We start from the raw sequence: 25,855 nt of genomic DNA on the forward strand, positions 1-25,855 counted from the left end.
TGCTCGCGAAAAACTCACAAACGCCGCGTTCATTCAGAAAGCCCGCGTTATCGTTGACGTTTTTCGCGAGCAAGCTCGCTCCTACATTTGATTTGAGGTGATTCGACTAGCCGCGCCGGTCGAGAAGGTTCACCACCAACCGATCAATCCAGCCCCACACCCGCTGCTTCACCCGCCGCCACAATGGCCGCGCCTTCCACGCCTCCAGGCTCACCGCCTGGCTTTGCGCAAAATCACGCTCGAAACTGCCCGCCACCGCCTGCGTCAATTCAGGGTCCAGCGCTTCCAGGTTGGCTTCCAGATTGAAGCGCAGATTCCAGTGGTCGAAATTGCACGAGCCAATACTGACCCAGTCATCCACCAGCACCATCTTCAGGTGCAAAAAGCACGGCTGGTATTCAAATATCTGCACGCCTGAACGCAGCAGACGCGGGTAATAACGATGGCCGGCGTAGCGCACCGACGGGTGATCGGTGCGCGGGCCGGTGAGCAGCAAACGCACATCCACACCGCGCCCGGCCGCCCGGCGCAAGGCGCGGCGCACGCTCCAGGTGGGCAGGAAATACGGCGTGGCCAGCCAGATACGGGTCTTGCTGCTGTTCAGGGCGCGGATCAGCGATTGCAGGATATCGCGGTGCTGACGGGCGTCGGCATACGCCACGCGGCCAAGCCCCGGCCCGGTGGCAGGCACCTTGGGCAAGCGCGGCAAACCGAAATGGGTCGCCGGTTTCCATTCCCGACGTGCCGCGTTGGCGTGCCATTGGCGGTCGAACAGGGCCTGCCAGTCCAGCACCAGCGGGCCACTGATCTGCACCATCACTTCATGCCAGTCGGCCGTATCTTGCCCCGGCGTCCAGAACTCATCGGTAACGCCGGTCCCGCCGATCACCGCGACGTCCTGGTCGATCAGCAACAGCTTGCGGTGGTCGCGGTACAGGTTGCGCATCCAGCGTCGCCAGCTCAGGCGATTGTAGAAACGCAGCTGCACCCCCGCGTCGGTCAAGCGCTTGCGCAGCCCGAGGGTAAACGCCAGGCTGCCGTAATCATCGAACAGGCAGCGCACCTGCACCCCGCGCTCGGCCGCGAGCACCAGGGCCTGCACCATCGCTTCGGCACAGGCCCCGGCTTCTACAAGGTACAGTTCCAGATCCACCTGCCGCTCGGCGCGGGCGATGCCCACCAGCATCTGCGGGAAAAAATTCGGTCCGTCGATCAACAGCTCGAAACGGTTGGCGCTGCGCCACGGGAACACCGCGCCGCCCATGTCAGCGCGCCGTGAAGATCAGTACCGCACCCACCGGCACCGACAAACTGATCGACTTCAACCCCGCCGCCTTGCGCAACGCGGCCACACCGGGTTGCAGCTCGAAATCTTCGGCGCGCACCACCACCGGCTCCAGGGTCACGACCTGAAAGCGCCGGTCATCCAGACGCGTGGCCAACAGCTCGGCGTTGTAGGTATGGGTCTTGCCATGCAAGGTAATGCTCAGCGGCAGGCGCAATTCCAATTGCGCGCCGGACGCCAAGTCATTGATCGGTTGCAGGTTGATCTGCGTGCTGATCAACGCTTCGGGAAACTGCTTGATCTGAAACAGCTCCTTACGCATGCGCTCGTCACGCAGCGGGATACCACTGTTGATCGACTCCAGCTCCACCTGCACCTGGGCCGCGCCCTGGCCGTCGACCTTGCCGTGCAGCACCAGGAAGCGGTGCACTTCGGCAATCTCGGTATTTTTGGTGGTGACAAAGGACAGGCGTGAGGATTCGTTATCCAGGTACCAGTCGGCGTGGGCAGGCACGGCTACGGCGGCCAAGAGGGCGAAGGCCAAGGGTTTGATTGACATTGAAGACTCGCGGGGAAAAACCTGAGCGAACCTTAAGCGCAATCTCCCAAGCGGCGCAAATCCAATGTGGGAGGGGGCTTGCCCCCGATGACGGTGGATCAGCAACACATCCAGTGACTGACACTCTGCCATCGGGGGCAAGCCCCCCTCCCACAGAGAATTTTTGGTGTGTCAGGGGTTGAGGCGGCAGCCTTGGCGATCACCTAACCACCGCGCCGTATGCGTACGCCCCAACCCACTCGCCGTCACTTCACTACGCTCCGGCGTGTCGACAAACGCACTGGTCGGCACGTACTGCTTCACATACCCCAGGCAATACTGCGCCGGGTTGTTCTGCACATACCGGCACGAGCAATACTCCTTGGCCGTGTACGCCGCGATGATGTCGGGGAAGGCTTGCAGGTTGACGCGCTCGTGCCAGATCCAGCCCAGCAGGGCGAGCAACAGCAGCACAAACAGGCTGGTAAACGGGCGACGGCCAATCATGACCGCACCGCCGCCAGCACGCGCTTGAGCAGTTCGTTATGCCGGTAGCTGCCGTCGCGGTCATCGCCGTAGCGCACGATCACCAGGTGTTCGTCGGGCAGTACAAACAGTGCCTGGCCCCAATGCCCCAGTGCAGCGAAGGTGTCGGCCGGCGCGTCGGGCCAGGGCTGGGGCGCGCCCTTGTTGAGCCACCATTGGCCGCCGGGCACAGCGTCATCCTGGCCCGCTTTGTATTTGTCGAATGGCTGCCGATTGAAGGCCACCCACGCTTTGGGCAGCAACTGTTGCTCGCCCCAGCGTCCGTCCCGGGCCATCAGCAAGCCGACCCGCGCCAGGTCGCGAGCGGTGAGGTAGGCGTAGGACGAGGCGACGAAGGTTTCGTCGGCATCGGTTTCCCACGTCGCGTTGCGAATGCCCAATGGCTTGAACAGCGCATCCCACGGATAGCTCATGTACGCCTTGTGGCCGAGCATCCCTTTAAGCGCAGCGGATAGAATGTTGCTGTCGCCGCTGGAATAGTGAAACGCCTGGCCGGGTTCGGCGGCGGCCTCGGTATCGGCGGCAAATTGCGCCATATCGCCATGCCCGCGGGTGTAAAGCATCGCCACCACAGAAGACTTCAACGGGGCGTATTCATAGTCCTCCTGCCAATCCAACCCCGAAGCCCAATGCAGCAAGTCGGCCATGCTGACCTTGGGGTGCTGTTTCATCGGCGAATAGAAGCGCGCAACGGGGTCGGTGAGCTTGAAGCGCCCTTCACCGTAGGCCACACCGAGCACCGTGGCCATCAGGCTTTTGCTCACCGACCAGGTCAGGTGCGGGGTGCTGACGGTGGTGGGTGCGGCGTAGCGTTCATAGATGATCACGCCATCACGAATAACCAGCAGCGCGTCGGTGCGAATGCCTTGGCGGGTGGTGTCGTCACGGGGCGGGAAAGCGTAGGCGTTCAGCGCATCGAAGGCGGGACCTGCCAGGGGTGTGCCCAGGGCCCACTCCTTTTCGGGCCAGACTTCGGCGCGGGCAGTAACGGTGACGAACAGCACAACAACGCACAACAGGCCTCGGACCATGGGCACAAACTCAAGGGGGGCATTCAAGCCCGCGAGCCTAGCGCAGGCCCATGACAGATTTGCGACATGAGGCTTGTCACCCAACCGTCACCGTAACTTCATGGAGATGACACCGAGGCTACATAGCCTGACTTTGGACAACAAAGTCGACTGGCCGCAACCTGGCCGGCACTCGGAGACTCGCTATGACTCAGATCGCCCGCATCAGCGACAAAGGCAATGAACGCCGCCTGCAAGCCGAACGCCTGGTAGGCGCACAGGCCTTGCAGGAAGCCCAGGCCCTGCGGTTCAACGTGTTCAGCGGCGAGTTCAACGCCAAGCTGAAAGGCGCGGAACTGGGTCTGGACATGGATGACTATGATGTTCACTGCAGCCACATCGGCGTGCGGGATTTGAACAGCGGTCGACTCGTCGCTACCACGCGTTTGCTCGACCACCAGGCCGCCAGCACCCTGGGCCGGTTCTACAGCGAGGAAGAGTTCAGCCTGCATGGCTTGCTGCACTTGCAGGGCCCGATCCTGGAAATCGGCCGCACCTGCGTCGACCCGGCCTACCGCAACGGCGGCACCATCGCGGTGTTGTGGGGGGAGTTGGCCGAGGTGCTCAACCAGGGTGGCTACAGCTACCTGATGGGCTGCGCGAGTATCCCCATGCACGATGGCGGCATCCAGGCCCACGCAATCATGCAGCGTCTGCGCGAGCGCTACCTGTGCAACGAGCACCTGCGCGCCGAACCGAAGAAACCCCTGCCGGCCCTGGACCTGCCCTCCAACGTCATCGCCGAAATGCCGCCGCTGCTCAAGGCCTATATGCGACTGGGCGCGAAGATCTGCGGCGAACCGTGCTGGGACGAAGATTTCCAGGTGGCCGATGTGTTCATCCTGCTCAAGCGCGATCAGTTGTGCCCGCGCTACGCGCGCCACTTCAAGGCGGCGATGTGATGGATCGCCTGCGCGTGTACGGGCGCATCGCCCGCGTCCTGCTGGTGGTGGCGCTGGGCCTGAGCATGGCCAGTGTGTTTGGCCTGTTCGAGCGCCTGGGGGTGGCCAACTCAATGGTGCGGCGCCAGCGGTGGTCGCGGTTCTTCATGGCCCGGCTGACCAATGCCCTGCCCTTTCGCGTGACGGTGCACGGCGAGCTGCCGCAAACGCCGATGCTGTGGGTGAGTAATCATGTGTCCTGGACGGATATTCCGCTGCTGGGCATGGTCACCCCACTGTCGTTTCTGTCCAAAGCCGAAGTGCGCACCTGGCCGGTGGCCGGCTGGTTAGCGGCCAAGGCCGGCAGCCTGTTCATTCGTCGCGGTTCAGGTGACAGCCAGTTGATCCGCAAGCAGATGACCCGTCATCTGGAACAACGTCACCCGCTGCTGATGTTTCCGGAAGGCACCACCACCGACGGACGCAGCCTGCGCACGTTTCACGGGCGCTTGCTGGCCAGTGCGATCGATGCGGATGTGTCACTGCAACCGGTGGCGATACGGTATCTGCGCGACGGTCAGGTGGACTCACTGGCGCCGTTCATCGGCGATGATGACTTGCTGTCGCACCTGATGCGGCTGTTCGCCAATGACCAGGGCGATGTGGAGATTCATCTGCTCAAGCCGATTGCCTGCGCCGGGCAGGAGCGCGCGGCACTGGCGTATCAGGCGCAGCAGGCGGTGCAGAAGGCGTTGTTCGGGCCATTGCCGGAGAGTGAGCAGGCGCATGTGCGACCAGCGTTCGCTGCCTGAATGCTGTGAACACACTCCAAATGTGGCAGGGGGCTTGCCCCCGATAGCAGTGATTCAGTCACTACATACAGTGACTGGCACACCGCCATCGGGGGCAAGCCCCCTCCCACATTTAGACCTCAGTGGTCAGCTGGATACGTGCAAAGCTCTGTAATTCGGGGTAGAAAACCCGGAAATCTTCACTCAAAGGCTCATAGAGTTCGCGCAACTCCTGCATCGCAAATCCCAGCGCCTCTGGATCCGTCAGCCGCCGCGAAATCCCGCGCAACACCGGCTCCATCACCGCAAACTCACGATAAGACCCCAACCAGTCATCCGCCGCCATATACGGCGCAATCTGCGCCAGCCGCCCCGGCAACGCAGGTTCTGCGGCGAGCACGCGGTACACCTGCGCAGTGAAGCGCTCCAGGGGCTGGTCGGCATACAGCGCCCAATCCCGCGCCAGGCAATGGTCGAAAAACACGTCGAGCACGATCCCGGCATAGCGCCTGCGGGTCAGGCTGAAGCGCGACAACGCCGCCCCTACCAACGGGTGGCTGTCGGTGAAACGGTCAATGGAGCGATGCAACTGGATCGCCGCTTCGATTTGCGGGTTGAACTGGCCCTGCAGGCGGCCCTTGACGAAATCGCCATACAGGCTGCCCAGCAATTGCGCAGGCAGTTGGCCGCCCAGGTGCAGATGTGCGAGATAATTCATGGCGCGCAGTCTACCACTGCGACCGACATATCGTTATAACCCGATATACCGATTCGTGCAGATATCAGACCAAAATCATATTTGTATATCGGGATATGACGATTTAAAGTTCGCCTCATCGCGATATAACGTTTTACGACACCGAGCCCCTGCCATGTCCATCGACCTCGACGAAATAATAAAAGCCCTGGCCCACCCAGTACGACGAGACATCCTTACCTGGCTGAAAGACCCGAAAGTGCAGTTTCCCGAACAACTGCACAACCACGAATACGGCATCTGCGCCGGGCAGATCGACCAGCGCTGCGGCTTGTCCCAGTCGACCGTGTCGGCCCACCTGGCGACCTTGCAACGGGCGGGCCTGATCACCAGCCAGAAAGCCGGACAGTGGCACTTTTTCAGACGCAACGAAGAAACGATCCAAGCCTTCCTCGCAGCGCTCATCAGCGAACTCAGCGCCCCTGCGCCGCAATAAGGAGCCGAAAATGCCGCTCTCATTGCTGATGATTCTCGCGCTGCTGGTGACCCTGACTACTTTCCGCCAGACCGGCAATGCCGACCTGGCCCCCGCGACCAACTGATCAACTTGAAGAGAAGGTACTTTCCCATGACGACTATTTTTGATCCGATAAAACTGGGCGACCTGGAACTGTCGAACCGCATCATCATGGCGCCGCTGACCCGCTGCCGTGCCGACGCCGGCCGCGTGCCCAATGCGCTGATGGCCGAGTATTACGTGCAACGCGCATCCGCCGGGCTGATTCTCAGCGAAGCCACCTCCGTGACGCCAATGGGCGTGGGTTACCCGGACACGCCGGGCATCTGGTCCAACGACCAGGTGCGTGGCTGGGCCAACATCACCAAGGCCGTGCACGGCGCTGGCGGCAAGATCTTCCTGCAACTGTGGCACGTCGGCCGCATTTCCCATGAGTCGTACCTCAATGGCGAGGCCCCGGTGGCACCGAGTGCGGTCCAGGCCAAAGGCCACGTCAGCCTGGTGCGCCCGCTGGCCGACTACCCCACCCCGCGCGCCCTGGAAACCGCTGAAATCGCCGACATCGTCGACGCTTACCGCACCGGCGCCGAAAACGCCAAGGCCGCAGGCTTTGACGGCGTGGAAATCCACGGTGCCAATGGCTACCTGCTCGACCAGTTCCTGCAAAGCAGCACCAACCAGCGCACCGACCAGTACGGCGGCTCTCTGGAAAACCGTGCGCGCCTGTTGCTGGAAGTGACCGACGCTGCCATCGAAGTCTGGGGCGCCGGCCGCGTGGGCGTGCACCTGGCACCGCGTGCCGACGCCCACGACATGGGCGATGACAACCTGGCGGAAACCTTCACCTATGTCGCCAGCGAACTGGGCAAACGTGGCATCGCCTTCATCTGTTCCCGTGAAAAAGAAGGCGCCGACAGCCTCGGCCCGCAACTGAAAAAAGCCTTCGGCGGCATGTACATCGCCAACGAACGCTTCACCAAAGACAGTGCCAACGCCTGGCTGGCCGCCGGCAAGGCCGATGCGGTGGCCTTCGGCATACCGTTCATTGCCAACCCGGACCTGCCGGCACGCCTGAAGGCCGATGCGCCGCTGAACGAGCCGCACCCGGAAACCTTCTACGGCAAAGGCCCGGTCGGCTATATCGACTACCCAACCCTGCCGATCTAATTAACTGAAACACAAACCAATGTGGGAGGGGGCTTGCCCCCGATAGCAGTGGTTCAGTCAACCCATCAGTGACTGACACACCGCCATCGGGAGCAAGCCCCCTCCCACATTTTTAACCGCATGTTTCGTCTTGGAAACATCACTTCACAGAACCGCAACAATATCGCTACAAAATACTTAGGCGGCTACCTATCAACCGCCCGCCAGCCCGTATATAAAGTCACCCCACAATTCAGGCAAAAGGACGATTGACCGTCCTTGGGCTTTACTGTTGACACAACTGGTCGCAATTACGCATTTTGTCTCAATTGCGCAGGCTCGGACTCAGGCGCAGCATGTCCAGCCCCGCGTCCACCCAGCGCTCGGCGTCCTGATGCAGTTGAAAGCTTTCAGGCACCAGCAGCCACTGGCCGATAAGGCCGTGGATGTAGGCATGAATGCACACCGCAGCACGGTTGGTATCGAGACTTTCCGGTAATTGCCCGCGATGCACCGCGTTACGCAACGTCAGGCCGATACGCAGGTTGCACTCCAGGCTATGGGCCTGGCGCTGGCGGCGCATGTCACACATTTCATCGGTGAACTCGCACTTATGAAACAGGATCTCGTTGATGCGCCGGGTTTTCGGGTCCAGGGCCACTTGATGATAGAGATGAATCAGCAGTTTGCGCATGCACCCCAATGGATCGACTTCATCCTCGCTTTCACTCGCCCGGGCCAATTCGTCCAGGGGTTCGTGCAGCGTGTCGAGCAGGGCCTGCAGCAAATCGGACTTGTTACTGAAATGCCAGTAGATGGCACCGCGCGTCACGCCGGCCAGGGCGGCGATGTCCGCCAGCGTGGTCCGTGCAACGCCACGTTCATAGAAGGCTTGCTCGGCGGCTTGGAGGATCTGGCTGCGCGTTTCCTGAGCTTCCTCTTTGGTGCGACGAACCATGGCAGTAAAACCTCAATCAGAACACTGGGGACTATCGTTAACGCAACGTTAATAGACGTGAACGATCATCTGAATAATTGTGGGACGACACCGTCATGGGCGCCGAACGTACTAAAATCGAGGCTTTGGGCGCTGCTTTGTCAACATTCCGCCCTGCCTGTCAAGAGTTTACAAACAACCATGAACGTAAGTATATTGCGTAGCAAGCTACTTATCTACTCACGGCTTGTTTTTTACCCTTCCACACTTCTTGTGCGCACTCTGCGCGCCTGACCCGAGGATCTTCATGCAACTTAAGCCAGCTGTTACCGCTCTGGTCACTGCCGTCGCCCTGGCATCGCTGCTCAGCGGATGTAAAAAGGAAGAAGCGGCTCCGCCCGCTCAAACCCCTCAGGTCGGCGTGGTCACCATTCAACCGCAAGCCTTTACCCTGACCACCGAGCTGCCGGGCCGCACCACGGCCTTCCGCATTGCCGAAGTGCGCCCGCAGGTGAACGGCATCATTCTCAAGCGCCTGTTCAAGGAAGGCGCCGACGTGAAGGAAGGGCAGCAGCTCTACCAGATCGATCCATCGGTGTATGAAGCCACGCTCAAGAGCGCCCAGGCCAAGCTGACGCAGACCAAATCGATCACCGATCGCTACAAGCAACTGGTCGATGAGCAAGCCGTCAGCCGTCAGGAGTACGACACCGCCGTCGCCGACCGCATGACCGCCGAGGCCGACCTGCAGAGTGCGCAGATCAATGTGCGCTACACCAAAGTGTTCGCGCCGATTTCCGGGCGTATCGGCCGTTCTGCAGTGACCGAAGGCGCATTGGTCAGCAACGGCCAGGCCGATGCCATGGCGGTGATCCAGCAGTTGGACCCGATCTACGTTGACGTCACCCAGTCCTCGGCCGAAATGCTGAAACTGCGTCGTGACCTGGAAAGCGGCCAACTGCAAAAATCCGGCGACAACGCCGCCATGGTCAAGCTGACCCTGGAAGACGGCAGCGACTACGGCCAGCAAGGCAAACTGGAGTTCTCTGAAGTGTCGGTCGACCAGACCACCGGTTCCGTGACCCTGCGCGCCGTGTTCCCCAACCCCAACCATGTGCTGCTGCCGGGTATGTTCGTGCACGCCCAACTGCAAGCTGGTGTGAACAGCAAGGCCATTCTCGCGCCGCAACAGGGCGTGACCCGTGACCTCAAGGGCACTCCGACGGCCCTGATCGTCAATGCCGACAACAAGGTCGAGCAGCGTGAACTGGTGGCCAACCGCACCGCCGGCGCCTATTGGCTGGTGGAGAAAGGCCTCAACGCGGGCGATCGCGTCATCACCGAAGGCTTGCAGTACGTCAAGCCGGGCGCCGAGGTGAAAGTCACCGAAGCCGGCAACGCCAAGCCCGCCGGTTCTGCCGCTCCTGCTGCCGCTGCCGGCAAAGGGGAGTAATCCATGTCGAAATTTTTTATCGACCGTCCCATTTTCGCCTGGGTAATTGCCCTGGTGATCATGCTGGTCGGGGCACTGTCGATCCTGAAGCTGCCCATCAACCAATACCCGGCCATTGCGCCAACCGCCATTGATATCCAGGTGACCTACCCAGGCGCGTCCGCACAAACCGTGCAGGACACCGTGGTGCAGGTGATCGAGCAACAACTCAATGGTATCGACAACCTGCGCTATGTGGCCTCGGACAGTAACTCCGACGGCAGCATGACCATCACCGCGACGTTCAACCAGGGTACCAACCCGGACATCGCCCAGGTTCAAGTGCAGAACAAGCTGAACCTGGCGACCCCACTGCTGCCGCAGGAAGTGCAGCAGCAGGGTATCCGCGTGACCAAGTCGGTGAAGAACTTCCTGATGGTGATCGGTCTGGTGTCGGAAGACGGCAGCATGACCAAGGACGACCTCTCCAACTACATCGTGTCCAACATCCAGGACCCGATTTCCCGTACCTCGGGTGTGGGTGACTTCCAGGTCTTCGGTTCGCAGTACGCCATGCGTATCTGGCTCGACCCGGCCAAGCTGAACAACTTCCAGCTCACCCCGGTGGATGTCAGCAACGCCATCAAGGCCCAGAACGTGCAGGTGGCCACCGGCCAACTGGGCGGTCTGCCTGCCCTGCCCGGCACTCAATTGAACGCCACCATCATCGGCAAGACGCGTCTGCAAAGCGCCGAAGAATTCGCCAAGATCCTGATGAAAGTGAATCCCGACGGCTCGCAGGTGCGCCTGGGCGACGTTTCGCGTATTGAACTGGGCGGCCAGAACTACAGCATCAGCGCGCAATTCAACGGCAAGCCGGCGTCCGGTATGGCGATCAAGCTGGCCGCCGGGGCGAACGCCCTGGACACCGGTAAAGCGATCCGCGCCACCGTGGCGTCCCTGGAACCGTTCTTCCCGCCCGGCATGAAAGCCGTGGTGCCGTACGACACGACCCCGGTAGTGACCGAGTCGATCTCCGGTGTGGTTCACACCCTGGTCGAAGCGATCGTGCTGGTGTTCCTGGTGATGTTCCTGTTCCTGCAGAACTTCCGCGCCACCATCATCACCACCATGACCGTACCGGTGGTATTGCTGGGTACGTTCGGAATCCTGGCGGCGTTCGGTTTCACCATCAACACCCTGACCATGTTCGGCATGATCCTGGCCATCGGCCTGCTGGTGGACGATGCCATCGTCGTGGTGGAAAACGTCGAACGGGTCATGGCCGAGGAGCACCTGTCGCCCAAGGAAGCGACCATCAAGTCCATGGGCCAGATCCAGGGCGCCCTGGTGGGTATTGCCCTGGTACTCTCGGCGGTATTGCTGCCGATGGCCTTCTTCGGCGGCTCCACCGGCGTGATCTACCGTCAGTTCTCCATCACCATTGTGTCGGCGATGGCGTTGTCGGTACTGGTTGCCCTGATCTTCACCCCGGCCCTGTGCGCCACCATGCTCAAGGCGATCGATCCGGAAAAGCACGGCCAACCCAAGCGCGGCTTCTTCGGCTGGTTCAACCGCACCTTCGACAGCGGCGTACTCAAGTACGAGCGCGGCGTGGGCGGGATGATCAAGCACAAGATCCCGGCTTTCATCGTGTATGCGCTGATCCTGGCCGGCATGATCTGGATGTTCACCCGTATTCCGAGCGCGTTCCTGCCTGAAGAAGACCAGGGCGTGATCTTTGCCCAGGTACAGACCCCCGTGGGCGCCTCGGCCGAGCGTACGCAAAAAGTCATCGACGACATGCGCGCCTTCCTGCTGCATGACAAGGAAGGCGAGCCAGGCGAAGGCAAGGCCGTGAAGTCGGTATTTACCGTGAACGGTTTCAACTTCGCCGGTCGCGGCCAGAGCTCGGGCCTTGCATTCGTGATGCTCAAGCCGTGGGACGAGCGTGATTCGTCGCAGTCGGTATTCGAAGTGGCCAAGCGGGCCCAGGGTTACTTCTTCGGGGCCTTCAAGGACGCCATGGTATTTGCCATCGTGCCGCCTTCGGTTCTGGAACTGGGTAACGCCACCGGCTTCGACGTGTTCCTGCAAGACCAGGGTGGCGTCGGCCACGACAAGCTGATGGCAGCGCGTAACCAGTTCCTCGGTGCGGCGGCCCAAAGCAAGATACTGGCAGGCGTGCGCCCCAACGGCGTGAACGATGAGCCGCAGTATGAACTGACCGTCGATGACGAGAAAGCCAGCGCCCAGGGCATCAGCCTGTCGGACATCCAGCAGACCCTGGCCATCGCGCTGGGCGGCAGCTACATCAACGACTTCATCGACCGTGGTCGGGTGAAGAAGGTGTATGTGCAGGGTGATGCGGCCAGCCGTATGTCGCCGGAAGACCTGGACAAATGGTTCGTGCGCGCCGACTCCGGGAAGATGGTGCCGCTGTCGGCCATCTCGTCGGGCAAGTGGATCTACGGCTCGCCCAAGCTCTCGCGTTATAACGGTGTAGCGGCCATGGAAATCCTCGGCACCCCGGCGCCTGGCTACAGTACCGGTGACGCGATGGCGGAAGTTGAGCGCATTGCCAAGGAACTGCCGGCCGGCGTCGGCTATGCCTGGACGGGCCTGTCGTACGAAGAACGTCTGTCCGGCTCCCAGGCGCCTGCGTTGTATGCCTTGTCGCTGCTGGTGGTGTTCCTGTGTCTCGCGGCACTGTATGAAAGCTGGTCGATCCCGATTGCGGTGATCCTGGTGGTACCGCTGGGTGTGATCGGTGCACTGATCGCCACCAGCATGCGCGGCTTGTCCAACGACGTGTTCTTCCAGGTGGGCTTGCTGGTCACGGTGGGCCTGGCGGCGAAAAACGCGATCCTGATCGTGGAGTTCGCCAAGGAGTTGCACGAGCAAGGCAAGGGCATTGTCGAGGCGGCCATCGAGGCGTCCCGCATGCGTCTGCGCCCGATCATCATGACGTCCATGGCGTTCGTGCTCGGCGTACTGCCGCTGGCGATTTCCAGCGGTGCAGGCTCGGGCAGCCAGCATGCAATCGGTACCGGTGTGATCGGCGGTATGATCACCGCAACGGTTCTGGCGATCTTCTGGGTGCCGCTGTTCTACGCAACCGTGTCTTCGGCCGGCGAACGCAAAAAGAAACACACCACTGAAACTCCTAAAGAGGCTGGCCAATGAGCAAGTCGCTACTTTCCCTAGCCGTCACCGCCTTCGTGCTCAGTGGCTGCTCGCTTATCCCTGACTACCAGCGCCCCGAAGCGCCGGTAGCGGCACAGTTCCCGCAGGGGCCGGCGTACTCGTCGGCCCAGGCGCCGGGCCAGGCTGCCGCCGAGCAGGGCTGGAAGCAGTTTTTCCATGACCCTGCCCTGCAGCAACTGATCCAGACCGCGCTGGTGAACAACCGTGACCTGCGCGTCGCGGCCCTGAACATCGACGCTTATGCGGCGCAGTACCAGATCCAGCGTGCCGACCTGTTCCCGGCCGTCTCGGCCACCGGCAGCGGCACCCGCTCGCGTACTCCGGCGCGGCTGTCGCAGACCGGCGAATCGAGCATCTCCAGCCAGTATTCGGCGGGCCTGGGGATCAGCGCTTATGAGCTGGACCTGTTTGGTCGCGTGCGCAGCCTGAGCGAAGAAGCATTGCAGAAGTACTTCGCCACCGAAGAAGCGCGGCGCAGCACCCAGATCAGCCTGGTGGCCAGTGTGGCCAATGCCTACCTGACCTGGCAGGCCGACAAGGAACTGCTCAAGCTGACCCAGGACACTCTCGGCGCGTTCGAGCAGAGCTTCAAGCTGACCTCGCGCAGCAACGAAGTCGGCGTGGCTTCGGCCCTCGACCTCAGCCAGGCGCGCACTTCGGTGGAGAACGCCCGGGTGCAGCTTGCCCGCTATACGCGCCAGGTGGCCCAGGATGAAAACAGCCTGACCCTGCTGCTGGGCACCGGCCTGCCGGCGAATATCGCCAGCAAGCCACTGTCCGATGACCTGCTCAGCGAAGTCCCCGCCGGCCTGCCGTCGGACCTGCTGCAACGGCGTCCCGACATCGTTCAGGCCGAGTACAACCTCAAGGCCGCCAACGCCAATATCGGTGCGGCCCGCGCGGCGTTCTTCCCGAGCATCAGCCTGACCGCCAGCGCCGGTACCGCCAGCCCGAACCTGGGCGGCCTGTTCAAGGGCGGCTCGGGCACCTGGTCGTTCGCACCGCAGATCAACATCCCGATCTTCAATGCCGGTAGCCTGCGCGCAAGCCTGGACTACTCGAAGATCCAGAAAGAGATCAACGTGGCCAACTACGAGAAGGCGATCCAGACCGGCTTCCAGGAAGTCTCCAACGGCCTCGCCGCGCGTGAGACCTACAAGCAGCAACTGGACGCCCAACGTGGCTTCGTCGCCGCCAACCAGGATTACTACCGCCTGGCCGAGCGTCGCTACCGCATTGGTGTCGACAGCAACCTGACCTTCCTCGACGCCCAGCGCCAACTGTTCAGTGCCCAGCAATTGCTGATCACCGACCGCCTGGCGCAGCTGACCAGCGAGGTCAACCTGTACAAGGCCCTCGGCGGTGGCTGGAACGAGCAGACGGCCAGGAACGAGCCGGTGAAAGAAGAAGCACCGGCGCTGAAGTTGTTCTGATCGCGCTGATGCAGATGAAACCGCTTCCCTGACCGGAAGCGGTTTTTTTTTGCCATGTCACTAACCCCTGCGAATCAAAGGTGGGCGCTGGCTTGCCTTCCCTTCAACCTTTCAGGGTAAGATTGGTAACAGATTCTTACAGACCACAGAGGGAGCTTGTCGTAATGATCGTAGGCATTGACCTGGGCACGACCAATAGCCTGGCCGCCGTGTGGCGCGGCGATGCCGCCGAAATGGTGCCCAATGCCCTTGGCCGGTTGCTGACCCCAAGCGTGGTAGGCCTGGATGATCAAGGCCGTATCCTGGTGGGCCAAGCCGCCAAGGAACGCCTGCATACTCACCCGCACCTGACCACGTCGCTGTTCAAGCGCTACATGGGCAGTGCCACCGAAGTGCGCCTGGGCGACCGCTCGTTCCGCCCCGAAGAGCTGTCGGCGCTGGTCCTCAAAAGCCTCAAGGAAGACATCGAGCGCACCTATGGCCAAACCGTCACCGAAGCGGTGATCAGCGTGCCCGCCTACTTTAGCGACGGCCAGCGCAAAGCCACGCGCATTGCCGGTGAACTGGCGGGGCTCAATGTTGAAAAACTGATCAACGAACCCACCGCCGCCGCCTTGGCTTATGGCTTGCACCAGCGTGACAAGGAAACCTCGTTCCTGGTTTTCGATCTCGGCGGCGGCACCTTTGACGTGTCGATCATCGAGCTGTTCGACGGTGTAATGGAAGTACGCGCCAGCGCCGGCGACAACTTCCTGGGCGGCGAAGACTTCGACACGTTGTTGCTGGAACACTTCGTCGACAGCCAGCGCAATGCCCAGGGTTTCCCGCCCACCCGCAGTGTGTTGCAAGCCCTGCGTCGCGAAGCCGAGCGCGTGCGCAAAGCCTTGGGCCAGGACGACAGCGCCGAGTTCGCCCTGCGTATCGATGGCCAACAGTGGGTCACAACCATCACCCAGGCCGAACTCGCCAAGCTCTACACGCCCTTGTTGGAACGCCTGCGCGCACCGATTGAACGCGCCCTGCGGGACGCACGCATTCGGGTCGGTGACCTGGATGAAATCCTGCTGGTCGGCGGCACCACGCGCATGCCGCTGGTGCGCAAACTGGCCGCTGGTTTGTTCGGGCGTTTCCCGTCCATCAGCCTCGACCCGGACCAGGTGGTCGCCCACGGCGCGGCGATCCAGGCCGCACTCAAGGCCCGCTCGGCGGCACTGGAAGAAATCGTGCTGACCGACGTCTGCCCCTACACCCTGGGTATCGAAACCTCGAACCAGTACGGCGGCCATATCGAAAGCGGGCATTACCTGCCGCTGATCGAACGCAACAGCAGCGTGCCGGTGAGCCGGGTCAAAAGCGTGGTCACGCTCTACGACGACCAGCCCCGGGTGCTGCTGAAAATCTACCAAGGCGAAAGCCGTCTGGTGAAAGACAACATCGAACTGGGCCAGTTGGAAATCCCCGTGCCCAAGCGCAAGGCTGGCGAAGTTTCACTGGACGTGCGCTTCACCTACGACAACAACGGTTTGCTCGAAGCCCAGGTGAACATTCCGCTGACCGGCGAGCAGCACTCGCTGGTGATCGAAAACAATCCTGGCGTGCTCAGCCCGCAAGAAATCCAGCAACGCCTGCAAGCGTTGGCATTGTTGAAAATTCACCCGCGCGACCAGCAGGTCAACACCGTGCTGACCGCCCGCCTCGAACGGCTCTACCAGGAAAGCCTGGGCGAGCTGCGCGAGCAACTCGGACACTGGGCCGCGCAGTTTCAGCAAGTGCTCGACACCCAGGACGAGCGCCGCATACGTGAGGCCCGCAGCGAACTGACCCGACAACTTGAGCAACTCGATAACGGGTTCTGGCGCTGAAGGAAATCCACATGGACTGTTGGACAGTGTTGCAATTGGCGGACGATGCCGACGAACGGACCATCAAGCGAACCTACGCGCGACTGCTGAAAAGCTGCCGCCCGGACGATGATCCCGAAGGGTTCCAGCGTCTGCGCGAAGCCTATGAGGCTGCATTGGGGTACGCACGCTGGCGTGCAGACAACGAAGAGCAAGAGCGCGCAACTGCCGTTGTCGAACAGACCGACAGCCACCTCAAGGATTTGGCCGAGCTGATGGATGTCCGTCCCTTGAGCCCCGCGCCCTTTGAAGCGCCAAAACCTGACCCGGTCCACGGGTTGCTCACCGGCCTCAACGCCAACAACCTCGATGAACGCTGGGCCCAGGCCCGGCAACAGGACTGCAGCGACGCCTTCCAGGCGGGCCTGCTGCGCCACTGCTTTGAAGCCCCCGGCGAGCGCAGTGCAATTACCCGTTGGGCGATGCAACATCTGGAATGGCTGACACCCTGGCAACGGGTGGCCATGACGCCATGGCAGCACGATGCACTGACCAGTGAGCTGTTGCAGGACTATCGCCTCAACTTGCAGGAACTGCTGGAGCAAAAGGCCGAGCGCGAGTTCATCACCCAACTGACGCACTACAACGAGCAAGCCTGGCTGCGGGTGTTCGATCAGCAGCAACAGTGGCAACACATTATTCTGCAACTGCTGCACGACACCCAATGGAGCGTGCCGCTGTTTGAACGCGTATGCCAGGCCTTTGGCTGGGACGACCAGAAAGGCGTGTTTGCGGAACCCGCGTGGATGTGGCGCAGCCTGGTGTCGCGTTGCGAGCAGGAAAGCTTTTATATCAGCCTCCAAGACAAAGCGCAGGACACCCGGCGCACCTCCGCCGACGCCCTGGCCGCGCGCTTGTTGCTCACGCCCATGACCGCAACCCAACAGATGCGCATCATCGGCAGGTTTGGCCAAAACGAATGGAACGCTTGCCAACATCTGGGCGAAACCCTGACCTGGCGTTATCCGCAGTTGATCGAACGCCTGCCCCAAAGCGACCTGTTCTTCTGGCGCAAATTCGTCCCACGACCGATTTACGTCCATGTGCTTATCCGGCTCTGGGCGATCTTTGCCTTGGCCGCTGTCCTGAACCTCGTTCACGTTGAAACCGAAAAGCTGGACTTCGGGGTCGTACTCATCTTAGTGGTATTGGCGATCTTGCCGGCTGCGGTCTTCTTTCGGATCACGCAGATGTGGGCCGGGATGAGTGCGTCCTTTGTAGTTGCGGACGTGTGGCTGAGCCAGTATTTGATCCCTAAACGCGTCAACCCCAACCAGTATTGGCTGGTGTTACGCCACGGCATCCCGCAATTGGCCATGCTCGCGGTGTGCGGGCTGGCACTGGGCATTCTGGGAGCGATTACGTATGCCGGGATGCTGCTGATCAACCTGCTGCACAGCAAACGCATCGGCCACATGGGTGAGAAAAGCCAGAAATTTCCGTGGCTCAATGGCCTGCATTGGGTCTTCTGGAGCCCGCTGCAAGTGGTATTCCTGGTGGTGATGGTGGCGGTGATCATCGCCGCGCAGCATTACCTGCCAGCGGTGCCATGGTCCCATATCGACCTGCCCAAACGGTAACGAGACGCTCGGGCCTGAGCGTATTGCGCAGGCCCGCAACTTGCGTTCGATCATCGCACACAACCCGCTCTCCCCCACTTTCATCGCCCCCGTACCGCCCCGCACCATGGCCCGCACCTGCATAACCCCAATAACAACAGGTCCAACACCATGAGCACGTTCCACCCGCGCCAGCTATTGCTGGCAACCGCTGTCGCCAGCCTTGCCCTGCCCGTCGTCGCCGAAGAACACGGTTTTCTCGAAGACGCCAGCGCCAACCTCAACCTGCGCAATTTCTTCTTCAACCGCAATTACACCAACCCGACTAAAACCCAGGGCGGCGCGCAGGAGTGGACGCAAAGTTTCATTCTCGACGCCAAGTCCGGGTTCACTCAAGGCACGGTCGGTTTTGGTGTCGACGTGCTGGGTTTGTACTCGCTCAAGCTTGATGGCGGGCGCGGCACCGGTGGCACCCAGCTGCTGCCGCTGGACCGCGACGGTCGCCCGGCGGACAACTTCGGGCGGCTTGGGGTCGCGTTCAAGGCGCGGATCTCCAAGACCGAAGTCAAGGTCGGCGAATGGATGCCGGTGCTGCCGATTTTGCGCTCGGACGACGGCCGCTCCCTGCCGCAAACCCTGCGTGGCGGGCAGATCACTTCCAGGGAAATCGACGGACTGACCCTCTACGGGGGCCAGTTCCGTGCCAACAGCCCGCGGGACGACAGCAGCATGCGCGACATGTCGATGACCGGCAAAACCGCGTTCACGTCCGATCGCTTCAACTTCCAGGGCGCCGAATACGCCTTCAACGACAAACGCACGCAAGTCGGAGTGTGGAATGCCCAGCTCAAGGACATCTACCGCCAGCAGTTCGTCAATCTGATCCACAGCCAGCCCGTGGGCGACTGGACCCTGGGCGCCAACCTCGGGTTCTTCTACGGCAAGGACGACGGCAGCGCCCGGGCAGGTGAGCTGGACAACAAGACCTGGTCAGGCCTGTTCTCCGCCCGTTACGGCGGCAACACCTTCTATGTCGGCCTGCAAAAACTCACCGGCAACAGTGCCTGGATGCGTGTCAACGGCACCAGCGGCGGCACCCTGGCCAACGACAGCTATAACTCGAGCTACGACAACGCCGAGGAAAAATCCTGGCAGGTTCGCCACGACTACAACTTTGCCGCCCTTGGCGTACCGGGCCTTACCCTGATGAACCGCTATATCAGCGGCAGCAACGTGCACACCGGCACGGTGACCGACGGCAAGGAATGGGGGCGCGAAAGCGAATTGGGCTACACCGTACAAAGCGGCAGCCTGAAAAACCTGACCCTGCGCTGGCGCAACTCCAGCATGCGGCGTGACTACAGCAACAATGAGTTCGATGAAAACCGGTTGATCGTCAGCTACCCGATAAGTCTGCTGTAAACCGGCGCCGCAGTTACTGTATGGTGCGCGCCTGCCGCTGCTGATCGCCCCAGCAGCGGCCTCTCATTCGAGCCCGCGCACAGCATGAAAACCTTCGCCTCCGCTATCGCACTGTTCGCCCTGGCCCTGAGCCTGGGCGGCTGTATCGGCTCGCCCATCGCCCTGACGCCGCAGACCGAGCAACGCCTGCAGGCCCGGGCGCCAATCCGTTTCCTGCTGACCTTCGATGACGGCCCCAGCGCCTCGGGCTACAACAACCCGAGCCGTTCGGTGGTGGCCGATCTGGCCGATAACCCGGTATCGCCAGGGATCAAGGCGGTGTTCTTTCTACAGACCCAAGCCGCCCGTTCAGGCGGCAGCGCGCGGGGCCGCAAGACCATGGTGCGTGAGTCCGCCGCGGGCCATGTGCTGGCCTTCCACACGGCGACGGCGTTTCATACCAATCATCGCTGGCTCAGTGACGCCGAGCTGGAACGCACCCTGACCCAGGGCGCGGCGGACATCGCCGCCATTACCGGCACGCCGCCCCTGCTGGTGCGGCCACCGTTCTGGAACTACGACCACCGCACGTTCGCCGCCTACCGACGCCACGGCATGCAGGTGCTGTTGACCGACCTGAGTGCCAACGACGGCAAGATCTGGGGCTTCAACGGCAGCCCACGCCGTCGCGCCAACCTGTACCGGCAGCTGTCAGTGGTGCGTGAGCGCATCGCATTGGGTGAGTTGCCGACGGTGGACGGCGTGATACCGGTGGTGGTGACCTTCCATGACATCAACCGCTACACCGCACGGCATCTGCAGGAGTACCTGCAGATCCTGATGGACAGCGCCCGCATCAACGGCCTGAAGACCGCCGCCGAGCCCTTCTACACCGACACTGCCACCCTGCAACGCGCGGCGCTGGCCCGCACGGTCAAGGAGGTGAACGAGCCGGTGCATCTGCCGGGGGTGTGGAATTGGCTGTGGGATGCAGATACCAACTGACTTCTACAGTCAATGAAGACCCCCTGTAGGAGCGAGCTTGCTCGCGAAAAACGTCAACGATAACGCGTACTTTCTGAATGAACGCGGTGCCTGTGAGTTTTTCGCGAGCAAGCTCGCTCCTACAGACGGCATCAGGGCAAGCCCCCTCCCACATTTGAGCGTATTTCAACTCAGGGTTGGCGCGACTCCACACCCAACTCATCCCACACCGACTCGGCCAGATGAAACGTCGCATTCGCCGCCGGTATCCCGCAATAAATCGCGCTTTGCATCAGCACTTCCTTGATCTCGGCGCGGGTCACGCCGTTGCTGGCGGCGGCACGTAAATGCAGCTTCAACTCTTCGGTGCGGTTCATGCCGATCAGCATCGCGATGGTGATCAGGCTGCGGGTGTGCCGTGGCAAACCCGGGCGGGTCCAGATATCACCCCAGGCATGGCGAGTGATCATCTCCTGAAACTCGCTGTTGAACTCGGTCAGGGCATTGAGGCTGCGCTCCACATGGGCGTCGCCCAGCACTTCGCGGCGCACTTGCAGCCCCTCGGCATAACGTTGTTTCTCGTCCACGAAAAGCTCCTCAGCGACCCAGCAGAAATTCAATCACGCGGTCGCTGAACGCAGCGCCGGCTTGTACATTGGACAGATGCGCCGCATAGAACTCGGCGTATTCGGCGCCCTTCACATGGTTCTGGATAAAGTGACCGCCGGCCGGGGGTGTCACCGCGTCTTCCGTGCCGGCAATCACCAGGGTGGGCACTTTGATCGACGCCAACTGATGACGGAAATCCGCATCGCGCACCGCCGCGCAGTTGGCGGCATAGCCTTGGGGCGAGGTGGCCGCGAGCATGTCGGTGATCTGCTCGGCCTGGTGGGGGTTGGCGGCGGCAAAATCGGCGGTGAACCAGCGTGCAATCGAGGCATCACGCAGTGCAACCATCGCCGCCGCGCCATCGCGCAACACCGTTTCGATACGCGGGTTCCACACCTCAGGCGTGCCGATCCTGGCAGCGGTGTTGCAGACCACCAGGCGATCGAGCCGCGTGCCGGCATTGATGCCCAACCATTGGCCGATCAACCCGCCCATGGACAACCCACAGAAATGGGCACGCTGGATGCCCAGCGTATCCAACAGCGCCAGCACATCCTGGCCCAACTGTTCGATGCTGTAGGGACCCTCGGTGACCAGGGATTTGCCATGGCCGCGGGTATCGAAACGCAGCAGGCGAAAATGCCGGGTGAACGCCGGCACCTGGATGTCCCACATATGCAGGTCAGTACCCAGGGAGTTGGACAGCACCAGGACCGGTGCATCGGCGGGCCCATCGAGTTGGTAATGCAGGTCGCCCTCGGCGAGTTGTACGAAAGCCACAGCGTTCTCCTTACGCAGTCAATGCAAAGTGTTCGGTCACGGCGCGGCTGACCCAGGTAGAGGCCTGGCCGAGGTAGTTGGCCGGGTCGAGCAGACGGTCCAGTTCGGCCGACGACAACTGGGCGGTGACCTGCGGCTGGTCCGCCAGCACGGCACGCAAATGCCGCTGCTCGGCGACCGCGCGTTTGCAGCACTGCTCCAGCAAGTGATGCGCGGTTTCACGGCCCAGGCGCTGGGCCAGCACGCTGCTGACGGCTTCGGCCAGCACCAGGCCCCGGGTCAGCTCGAGATTGCGGGCCATGCGCTCGGCATCCACCTCCAACCCTTCGCTGACCAGCAGCGCCTGTTCCAGTGCCCCCGAGACCAATCGACAGATCTGCGGCAAGGTTTCCCATTCGGCGTGCCACAGTCCCAGGCTACGCTCGTGCTCCTGGGGCATGGCACTGAACATCGTCGCCACCAGGCCGGGCACTCGGGTCGCGGCGCTGATCAGCACGGCGGCGCCGACCGGGTTGCGCTTGTGCGGCATGGTCGAAGAGCCGCCCTTGCCCGGCGCCGAGGGCTCGAACACTTCCGCCGCTTCGGTTTGCATCAACAGGCTGATGTCGCGGCCGAGCTTGCCAAGGCTGCCGGCGATCAGGCCAAGCACGCTGGCAAACTCCACCAGACGATCACGTTGGGTGTGCCACGGCTGCTCGGGCAGGCTCAGTTGCAGCTCGGCGGCCAAGGCCTGCGCCACCGGCATGGCCTGCTCGCCCAGCGCCGCCAGGGTGCCCGACGCACCGCCAAACTGCAGCACCAGCAAACGCGGTTTCAATTCCACCAGGCGCTGGCGACTGCGCGTCACCGCGCCCAGCCAGCCGGCGATCTTCATGCCCAGGGTGACGGGCGTAGCGTGTTGCAGCCAGGTGCGCCCGACCAGGGGGGTCGATGCATGCCGCTGCGCCTGGGCCGCCAATACATCGCCCAGGCGCGCCAGGTCCGCTTCGATCAGCTCCAGCGCGCGGCGCAATTGCACCACCAGGCCGGTGTCCATCACATCCTGACTGGTTGCCCCCAGGTGCACATAGCGCTCGGCCCCGGCGTCTTCAGCGGCAATCAACTTGCCCAGCGCCTTGACCACTGGAATCGCCGAGTTGCCCGCCGTGGCAATCGCCACACTGAGCGCATCCACGTCATACAGCGATGCCAGGCAGGCCTGGGCAATCGGCGCCACGGCGGCCTGCGGGATCAACCCGACCTGAGCCTCGGCCCGGGCCAGCGCGGCCTCGAAATCCAGCATGCCCTGCAAGCGGCCCTGGTCACAGAACACCTCGGCCATGCTGTCAGCGGTGAAGTAGGCGTCGAACAGTTGGTTGCTCGTGCGCAGTGTCATAACTCATCCCTTACAAATCGTGATGCAGGTACGCCGCCTGTTTCGGCAGGCGCAAGCTGAACAGGAACGCCACGGCCATCATCGCGGTGACGTACCAGTAGAAGGTGTTTTCCATACCGATGGACTTCAGGCTCAACGCAACCACTTCCGCCGAACCGCCGAACACCGCGTTGGCCACGGCATACGCCAGGCCCACGCCCAATGCACGCACCTGGGGTGGGAACATCTCGGCTTTGACCAGGCCACTGATGGAGGTATAGAAGCTGACGATCGCCAGTGCCAGCGTGATCAGCACAAAAGCCAGGAACGGACTGGTGACGGTTTTCAGGGTAAGCAGGATCGGCACCGTGAACAGCGTGCCCAGGCCGGCGAACCAGAGCATGGAATTGCGTCGGCCGATCTTGTCGGCGAGCATGCCGAACAGCGGCTGCATGCACATGTACAGAAACAGCGCGCCGGTCATGATGTAGCTGGCGGTCTTGGCATGCATGCCGACGGTGTTCACCAGGTACTTCTGCATGTAGGTGGTGAACGTATAGAAAATCAGCGAGCCGCCGGCGGTGTAGCCCAGCACGGTGATGAAGGCTTTGCCGTGGTCACGGAACAGCGCGACGATACTGCCGGCGTCCTTGTCCTCGCGCATTTCCTTGCTGGTGGTTTCCTTGAGGGTGCGGCGCAGCAACAGGGAGATCACCGCCGCGATGGCGCCGATCACGAACGGAATACGCCAGCCCCAGGCACGCAATTCTTCTTCGGTGAGGATCTGTTGCAGGATCACCACCACCAGCACCGCCAGCAGTTGCCCGCCGATCAGGGTCACGTACTGGAACGAGGCGAAGAAACCGCGCTGGCCCTTGAGCGCTACTTCGCTCATGTAGGTCGCGGTGGTGCCGTATTCGCCCCCCACCGACAACCCCTGGAACAGCCGCGCCACCAGCAGCAACGCCGGGGCCCAGGCGCCGATATCCTTGTAGGTCGGCAGGAAAGCGATGACCAGGGAACCGGCGCACATCATCAGCACCGAGATCATCATGGAATTCTTGCGGCCATGTTTGTCGGCCACCCGGCCAAACAGCCAACCGCCGATTGGCCGCATCAGGAACCCGGCGGCAAATACGCCGGCGGTGTTGAGCAGTTGGACGGTGGGGTCGTCCGAGGGGAAAAAGGCCGGCGCAAAGTAAATGGCGCAGAAGGCATAGACGTAGAAGTCGAACCATTCGACCAGATTGCCGGAGGAAGCACCGACAATCGCAAAAATCCTTTTGCTGCGTTCTTCTCCGGTGTAGTGACTGGTTTTTGTTGTCATGGTTTTTACTCAGTGGGAACGGTTATAGCCTAGACATACTTTGCAACAACCGTGTCATGCAAGCAGACTTTTGGCTACGGAGTGCTTGTAAGGGCCCCATCGGGGGCAAGCCCCCTCCCACACTTGGACTTGTGAATACATTCAAATGTGGGAGGGGGCTTGCCCCCGATAGGGCCCTACAGCCAACTCAATAATCGAAAAACACCGTTTCCCTGTCTGTCCCCTGCAAAACCACATCCCACTGATAAACCCCCGCCGCATCCTGCCTGGCAATCAACGTACCGCGACGCTGCGCCGGCACACACGCCAGCAACGGGTCATCCCCATTCAACGCCTCACCGTCAAAATAAATCCGCGTCAGCAAGTGCTTCACCAACCCCCGCGCAAACACCAGCACCACCAGATGCGGCGCCTGGGTCGTGCCTTGAAGCCCCGGCACACTGCCCGGCTTGATCGTAGTAAAGCGGAAGCGCCCCTCGGCATCCACCGGCACGCGGCCAAAGCCTTCGAAGTTGGGATCCAGCGCTTTGTCCTGCTCGTCTTCGGGGTGGTCGTACTTGCCGGCGGCGTTGGCCTGCCAGACCTCAAGCATGGCGTCGTTGACCACATCGCCGTTGCCGTCCACCACCTGCCCGCTGATCGCCACGCGTTCGCCCAGGGTGGCGGCGACCGTCAGGTCTTCGCGGTTCAGCCAGGTCAGGCCGATGTGGTAATACGGCCCGACGGTGTGGGACGTGGTTGCGTAAAGGCTCATCTCATTTCTCCATCGGCGTGGCGTCGCGGCCGCGCAGGACGATGTCCCAGCGGTAGCCGAGGGCATAGGAAGGAATGGTTTTTTCCAGATCGAAGCTTGCGATCAGGCGTTGCTTGGCACTGGTGTCCGGCACGCAGTTGTAGATCGGGTCGTATTCGAGCAGCGGGTCGCCGGGGAAATACATTTGCGTGACCAGCCGCGTCAGCACGCTGGGGCCGAACAGCGAAAAGTGGATATGCGCCGGGCGCCAGGCGTTGTGGTGATTGCCCCACGGGTAGGCGCCGGGCTTGATGGTCTGGAATTGGTACCAGCCCTCGGCGTCGGTGACGGTGCGCCCGGTGCCGGTGAAGTTCGGGTCCAGCGGCGCATCGTGCAGGTCGCGCTCGTGGTTGTAGCGACCGGCGGCGTTGGCCTGCCAGATCTCCACGAGGATGCCCGGCACCGGCAGGCCGTTCTCGTCCAGCACCCGCCCGTGAATGATGATGCGTTCGCCCTGAGGCTCGCCCTCATGCTGGGCGGTCAGGTCGTTGTCTGTCTCGCTGACGCGCTCGGCGCCGATGGTCGGGCCGGTGATTTCCGACAACGAATGGGGCAGGAACACCAACGGCTGCGAGGGCGAACGCAAGTTCGTCGACTGGTAGGCCGGGTGCAGGTAATCAGGTTGGGTGCCCGCGTGCGGGCGCCGGTAACCGGGCTTGTCATTCAT

The 25,855-nt window shown here is 61.9% G+C and carries 23 protein-coding genes; 11 read left to right on the forward strand and 12 right to left on the reverse strand.

Annotated elements, in window-relative coordinates; all coding sequences use genetic code 11:
• Window positions 1-106: 106 nt before the first annotated feature.
• The 4 genes from BFQ00_RS05095 to BFQ00_RS05110 all read right to left on the reverse strand — a co-directional run bounded on the left by BFQ00_RS05095 (window position 107) and on the right by BFQ00_RS05110 (window position 3,400).
• Entirely contained in the window at window positions 107-1,264 is a 1,158-nt protein-coding gene (locus BFQ00_RS05095) for a phospholipase D-like domain-containing protein (RefSeq protein WP_065893438.1), read from the reverse strand.
• 1 nt (window position 1,265) lies between these two features.
• Window positions 1,266-1,844: a YceI family protein gene (locus tag BFQ00_RS05100; protein WP_065932805.1), complete on the reverse strand. Its 579-nt coding sequence runs from the start codon at window positions 1,842-1,844 to the stop codon at window positions 1,266-1,268.
• Window positions 1,845-2,015: 171 nt separating this feature from the next.
• Complete coding sequence (locus tag BFQ00_RS05105) at window positions 2,016-2,330, reverse strand: amidase (protein ID WP_065932806.1); 315 nt, start codon at window positions 2,328-2,330, stop codon at window positions 2,016-2,018.
• Window positions 2,327-3,400: a serine hydrolase domain-containing protein gene (locus tag BFQ00_RS05110; RefSeq protein ID WP_065932807.1), complete on the reverse strand. Its 1,074-nt coding sequence runs from the start codon at window positions 3,398-3,400 to the stop codon at window positions 2,327-2,329. Before BFQ00_RS05110 ends, BFQ00_RS05105 begins: the two co-directional genes overlap by 4 nt.
• Before the next feature lie 185 nt (window positions 3,401-3,585).
• Between BFQ00_RS05110 and olsB the strand changes: the two genes are divergently transcribed.
• Together olsB and BFQ00_RS05120 are read left to right on the forward strand one after the other, a co-directional pair.
• Window positions 3,586-4,341, forward strand: coding sequence for an L-ornithine N(alpha)-acyltransferase (gene olsB, locus BFQ00_RS05115; RefSeq protein WP_065886188.1), 756 nt, complete (start codon window positions 3,586-3,588; stop codon window positions 4,339-4,341).
• On the forward strand, window positions 4,341-5,132 hold the full coding sequence (locus BFQ00_RS05120) for a lysophospholipid acyltransferase family protein (RefSeq protein WP_065886187.1): 792 nt from the start codon (window positions 4,341-4,343) through the stop codon (window positions 5,130-5,132). Before olsB ends, BFQ00_RS05120 begins: the two co-directional genes overlap by 1 nt.
• A 112-nt stretch (window positions 5,133-5,244) precedes the next feature.
• On the opposite strand, the gene BFQ00_RS05125 is transcribed toward BFQ00_RS05120, so the two are convergent.
• Window positions 5,245-5,829 (reverse strand): acyl carrier protein phosphodiesterase, encoded by a 585-nt coding sequence (locus BFQ00_RS05125; RefSeq protein ID WP_065932808.1) that lies wholly within the window; start codon window positions 5,827-5,829, stop codon window positions 5,245-5,247.
• A 154-nt stretch (window positions 5,830-5,983) separates the two neighbouring features.
• On the opposite strand from BFQ00_RS05125, the gene BFQ00_RS05130 reads away from it, so the two are divergent.
• Both BFQ00_RS05130 and BFQ00_RS05135 read left to right on the forward strand, forming a co-directional pair.
• Window positions 5,984-6,304 (forward strand): ArsR/SmtB family transcription factor, encoded by a 321-nt coding sequence (locus tag BFQ00_RS05130; RefSeq protein ID WP_065897035.1) that lies wholly within the window; start codon window positions 5,984-5,986, stop codon window positions 6,302-6,304.
• A 132-nt stretch (window positions 6,305-6,436) separates the two neighbouring features.
• Window positions 6,437-7,492 carry an alkene reductase gene (locus BFQ00_RS05135; protein WP_065893431.1) on the forward strand — a complete coding sequence of 352 codons (1,056 nt, stop codon included), beginning with the start codon at window positions 6,437-6,439 and terminating at the stop codon, window positions 7,490-7,492.
• A 304-nt stretch (window positions 7,493-7,796) separates the two neighbouring features.
• On the opposite strand, the gene BFQ00_RS05140 is transcribed toward BFQ00_RS05135, so the two are convergent.
• The gene (locus BFQ00_RS05140; RefSeq protein ID WP_065886175.1) at window positions 7,797-8,429 is read right to left on the reverse strand and encodes a TetR family transcriptional regulator; all 633 of its coding nucleotides are present in this window, start codon (window positions 8,427-8,429) and stop codon (window positions 7,797-7,799) included.
• Window positions 8,430-8,715: 286 nt separating this feature from the next.
• Here BFQ00_RS05140 and BFQ00_RS05145 point away from each other — a divergent pair, with 286 nt between their 5' ends.
• The 7 genes from BFQ00_RS05145 to BFQ00_RS05175 all read left to right on the forward strand — a co-directional run bounded on the left by BFQ00_RS05145 (window position 8,716) and on the right by BFQ00_RS05175 (window position 20,346).
• On the forward strand, window positions 8,716-9,861 hold the full coding sequence (locus BFQ00_RS05145) for an efflux RND transporter periplasmic adaptor subunit (RefSeq protein WP_065886174.1): 1,146 nt from the start codon (window positions 8,716-8,718) through the stop codon (window positions 9,859-9,861).
• A 3-nt stretch (window positions 9,862-9,864) separates the two neighbouring features.
• Entirely contained in the window at window positions 9,865-13,026 is a 3,162-nt protein-coding gene (locus BFQ00_RS05150) for an efflux RND transporter permease subunit (RefSeq protein ID WP_065886173.1), read from the forward strand.
• A complete protein-coding gene (adeC, locus tag BFQ00_RS05155; RefSeq protein WP_065932809.1) occupies window positions 13,023-14,480 on the forward strand; it encodes an AdeC/AdeK/OprM family multidrug efflux complex outer membrane factor in 1,458 nt (485 codons plus the stop codon). The genes BFQ00_RS05150 and adeC overlap by 4 nt, the downstream gene beginning before the upstream one ends.
• A gap of 164 nt (window positions 14,481-14,644) precedes the next feature.
• A complete protein-coding gene (locus BFQ00_RS05160; protein ID WP_065932810.1) occupies window positions 14,645-16,342 on the forward strand; it encodes a molecular chaperone HscC in 1,698 nt (565 codons plus the stop codon).
• 11 nt (window positions 16,343-16,353) lie between these two features.
• Window positions 16,354-17,961 (forward strand): J domain-containing protein, encoded by a 1,608-nt coding sequence (locus tag BFQ00_RS05165; RefSeq protein ID WP_065932811.1) that lies wholly within the window; start codon window positions 16,354-16,356, stop codon window positions 17,959-17,961.
• 150 nt (window positions 17,962-18,111) lie between these two features.
• Complete coding sequence (locus tag BFQ00_RS05170) at window positions 18,112-19,362, forward strand: OprD family porin (RefSeq protein ID WP_065932812.1); 1,251 nt, start codon at window positions 18,112-18,114, stop codon at window positions 19,360-19,362.
• 84 nt (window positions 19,363-19,446) lie between these two features.
• Complete coding sequence (locus BFQ00_RS05175) at window positions 19,447-20,346, forward strand: polysaccharide deacetylase family protein (RefSeq protein ID WP_065932813.1); 900 nt, start codon at window positions 19,447-19,449, stop codon at window positions 20,344-20,346.
• A gap of 170 nt (window positions 20,347-20,516) precedes the next feature.
• Here the strand turns inward: BFQ00_RS05175 and pcaC are convergent, their stop codons facing one another.
• From pcaC to pcaH, 6 genes are all read right to left on the reverse strand, one after another.
• Window positions 20,517-20,912 carry a 4-carboxymuconolactone decarboxylase gene (gene pcaC, locus BFQ00_RS05180; RefSeq protein WP_065932814.1) on the reverse strand — a complete coding sequence of 132 codons (396 nt, stop codon included), beginning with the start codon at window positions 20,910-20,912 and terminating at the stop codon, window positions 20,517-20,519.
• A gap of 10 nt (window positions 20,913-20,922) precedes the next feature.
• The gene (gene pcaD / locus BFQ00_RS05185; protein ID WP_065932815.1) at window positions 20,923-21,714 is read right to left on the reverse strand and encodes a 3-oxoadipate enol-lactonase; all 792 of its coding nucleotides are present in this window, start codon (window positions 21,712-21,714) and stop codon (window positions 20,923-20,925) included.
• Window positions 21,715-21,724: 10 nt separating this feature from the next.
• On the reverse strand, window positions 21,725-23,089 hold the full coding sequence (locus tag BFQ00_RS05190; RefSeq protein WP_065932816.1) for a 3-carboxy-cis,cis-muconate cycloisomerase: 1,365 nt from the start codon (window positions 23,087-23,089) through the stop codon (window positions 21,725-21,727).
• A 10-nt stretch (window positions 23,090-23,099) separates the two neighbouring features.
• Window positions 23,100-24,395, reverse strand: a complete 1,296-nt coding sequence (locus BFQ00_RS05195) for an MFS family transporter (protein ID WP_065932817.1) — start codon at window positions 24,393-24,395, stop codon at window positions 23,100-23,102.
• Between the two features lie 187 nt (window positions 24,396-24,582).
• Window positions 24,583-25,149: a protocatechuate 3,4-dioxygenase subunit alpha gene (gene pcaG / locus BFQ00_RS05200; protein ID WP_065886163.1), complete on the reverse strand. Its 567-nt coding sequence runs from the start codon at window positions 25,147-25,149 to the stop codon at window positions 24,583-24,585.
• A 1-nt stretch (window position 25,150) separates the two neighbouring features.
• Window positions 25,151-25,855, reverse strand: a complete 705-nt coding sequence (gene pcaH / locus BFQ00_RS05205; protein WP_065897021.1) for a protocatechuate 3,4-dioxygenase subunit beta — start codon at window positions 25,853-25,855, stop codon at window positions 25,151-25,153.

It is taken from the genome of Pseudomonas sp. 28 E 9 (genome assembly GCF_900004785.1).
GTDB lineage: Bacteria > Pseudomonadota > Gammaproteobacteria > Pseudomonadales > Pseudomonadaceae > Aquipseudomonas > Aquipseudomonas orientalis_A.

Coding starts and splice junctions, on each gene's coding strand:
- pcaG (WP_065886163.1), bottom strand. CDS start 25,149: ATGAGCCTTTACGCAACCACGTCCCACACCGTCGGGCCGTATTACCAC.
- BFQ00_RS05175 (WP_065932813.1), top strand. CDS start 19,447: ATGAAAACCTTCGCCTCCGCTATCGCACTGTTCGCCCTGGCCCTGAGC.
- BFQ00_RS05145 (WP_065886174.1), top strand. CDS start 8,716: ATGCAACTTAAGCCAGCTGTTACCGCTCTGGTCACTGCCGTCGCCCTG.
- BFQ00_RS05120 (WP_065886187.1), top strand. CDS start 4,341: ATGGATCGCCTGCGCGTGTACGGGCGCATCGCCCGCGTCCTGCTGGTG.
- pcaH (WP_065897021.1), bottom strand. CDS start 25,855: ATGAATGACAAGCCCGGTTACCGGCGCCCGCACGCGGGCACCCAACCT.
- BFQ00_RS05130 (WP_065897035.1), top strand. CDS start 5,984: ATGTCCATCGACCTCGACGAAATAATAAAAGCCCTGGCCCACCCAGTA.
- BFQ00_RS05170 (WP_065932812.1), top strand. CDS start 18,112: ATGAGCACGTTCCACCCGCGCCAGCTATTGCTGGCAACCGCTGTCGCC.
- BFQ00_RS05110 (WP_065932807.1), bottom strand. CDS start 3,400: ATGGTCCGAGGCCTGTTGTGCGTTGTTGTGCTGTTCGTCACCGTTACT.
- BFQ00_RS05095 (WP_065893438.1), bottom strand. CDS start 1,264: ATGGGCGGCGCGGTGTTCCCGTGGCGCAGCGCCAACCGTTTCGAGCTG.
- BFQ00_RS05190 (WP_065932816.1), bottom strand. CDS start 23,089: ATGACACTGCGCACGAGCAACCAACTGTTCGACGCCTACTTCACCGCT.
- BFQ00_RS05100 (WP_065932805.1), bottom strand. CDS start 1,844: ATGTCAATCAAACCCTTGGCCTTCGCCCTCTTGGCCGCCGTAGCCGTG.
- BFQ00_RS05125 (WP_065932808.1), bottom strand. CDS start 5,829: ATGAATTATCTCGCACATCTGCACCTGGGCGGCCAACTGCCTGCGCAA.
- BFQ00_RS05195 (WP_065932817.1), bottom strand. CDS start 24,395: ATGACAACAAAAACCAGTCACTACACCGGAGAAGAACGCAGCAAAAGG.
- BFQ00_RS05105 (WP_065932806.1), bottom strand. CDS start 2,330: ATGATTGGCCGTCGCCCGTTTACCAGCCTGTTTGTGCTGCTGTTGCTC.
- adeC (WP_065932809.1), top strand. CDS start 13,023: ATGAGCAAGTCGCTACTTTCCCTAGCCGTCACCGCCTTCGTGCTCAGT.
- BFQ00_RS05150 (WP_065886173.1), top strand. CDS start 9,865: ATGTCGAAATTTTTTATCGACCGTCCCATTTTCGCCTGGGTAATTGCC.
- olsB (WP_065886188.1), top strand. CDS start 3,586: ATGACTCAGATCGCCCGCATCAGCGACAAAGGCAATGAACGCCGCCTG.
- BFQ00_RS05135 (WP_065893431.1), top strand. CDS start 6,437: ATGACGACTATTTTTGATCCGATAAAACTGGGCGACCTGGAACTGTCG.
- BFQ00_RS05140 (WP_065886175.1), bottom strand. CDS start 8,429: ATGGTTCGTCGCACCAAAGAGGAAGCTCAGGAAACGCGCAGCCAGATC.
- BFQ00_RS05160 (WP_065932810.1), top strand. CDS start 14,645: ATGATCGTAGGCATTGACCTGGGCACGACCAATAGCCTGGCCGCCGTG.
- BFQ00_RS05165 (WP_065932811.1), top strand. CDS start 16,354: ATGGACTGTTGGACAGTGTTGCAATTGGCGGACGATGCCGACGAACGG.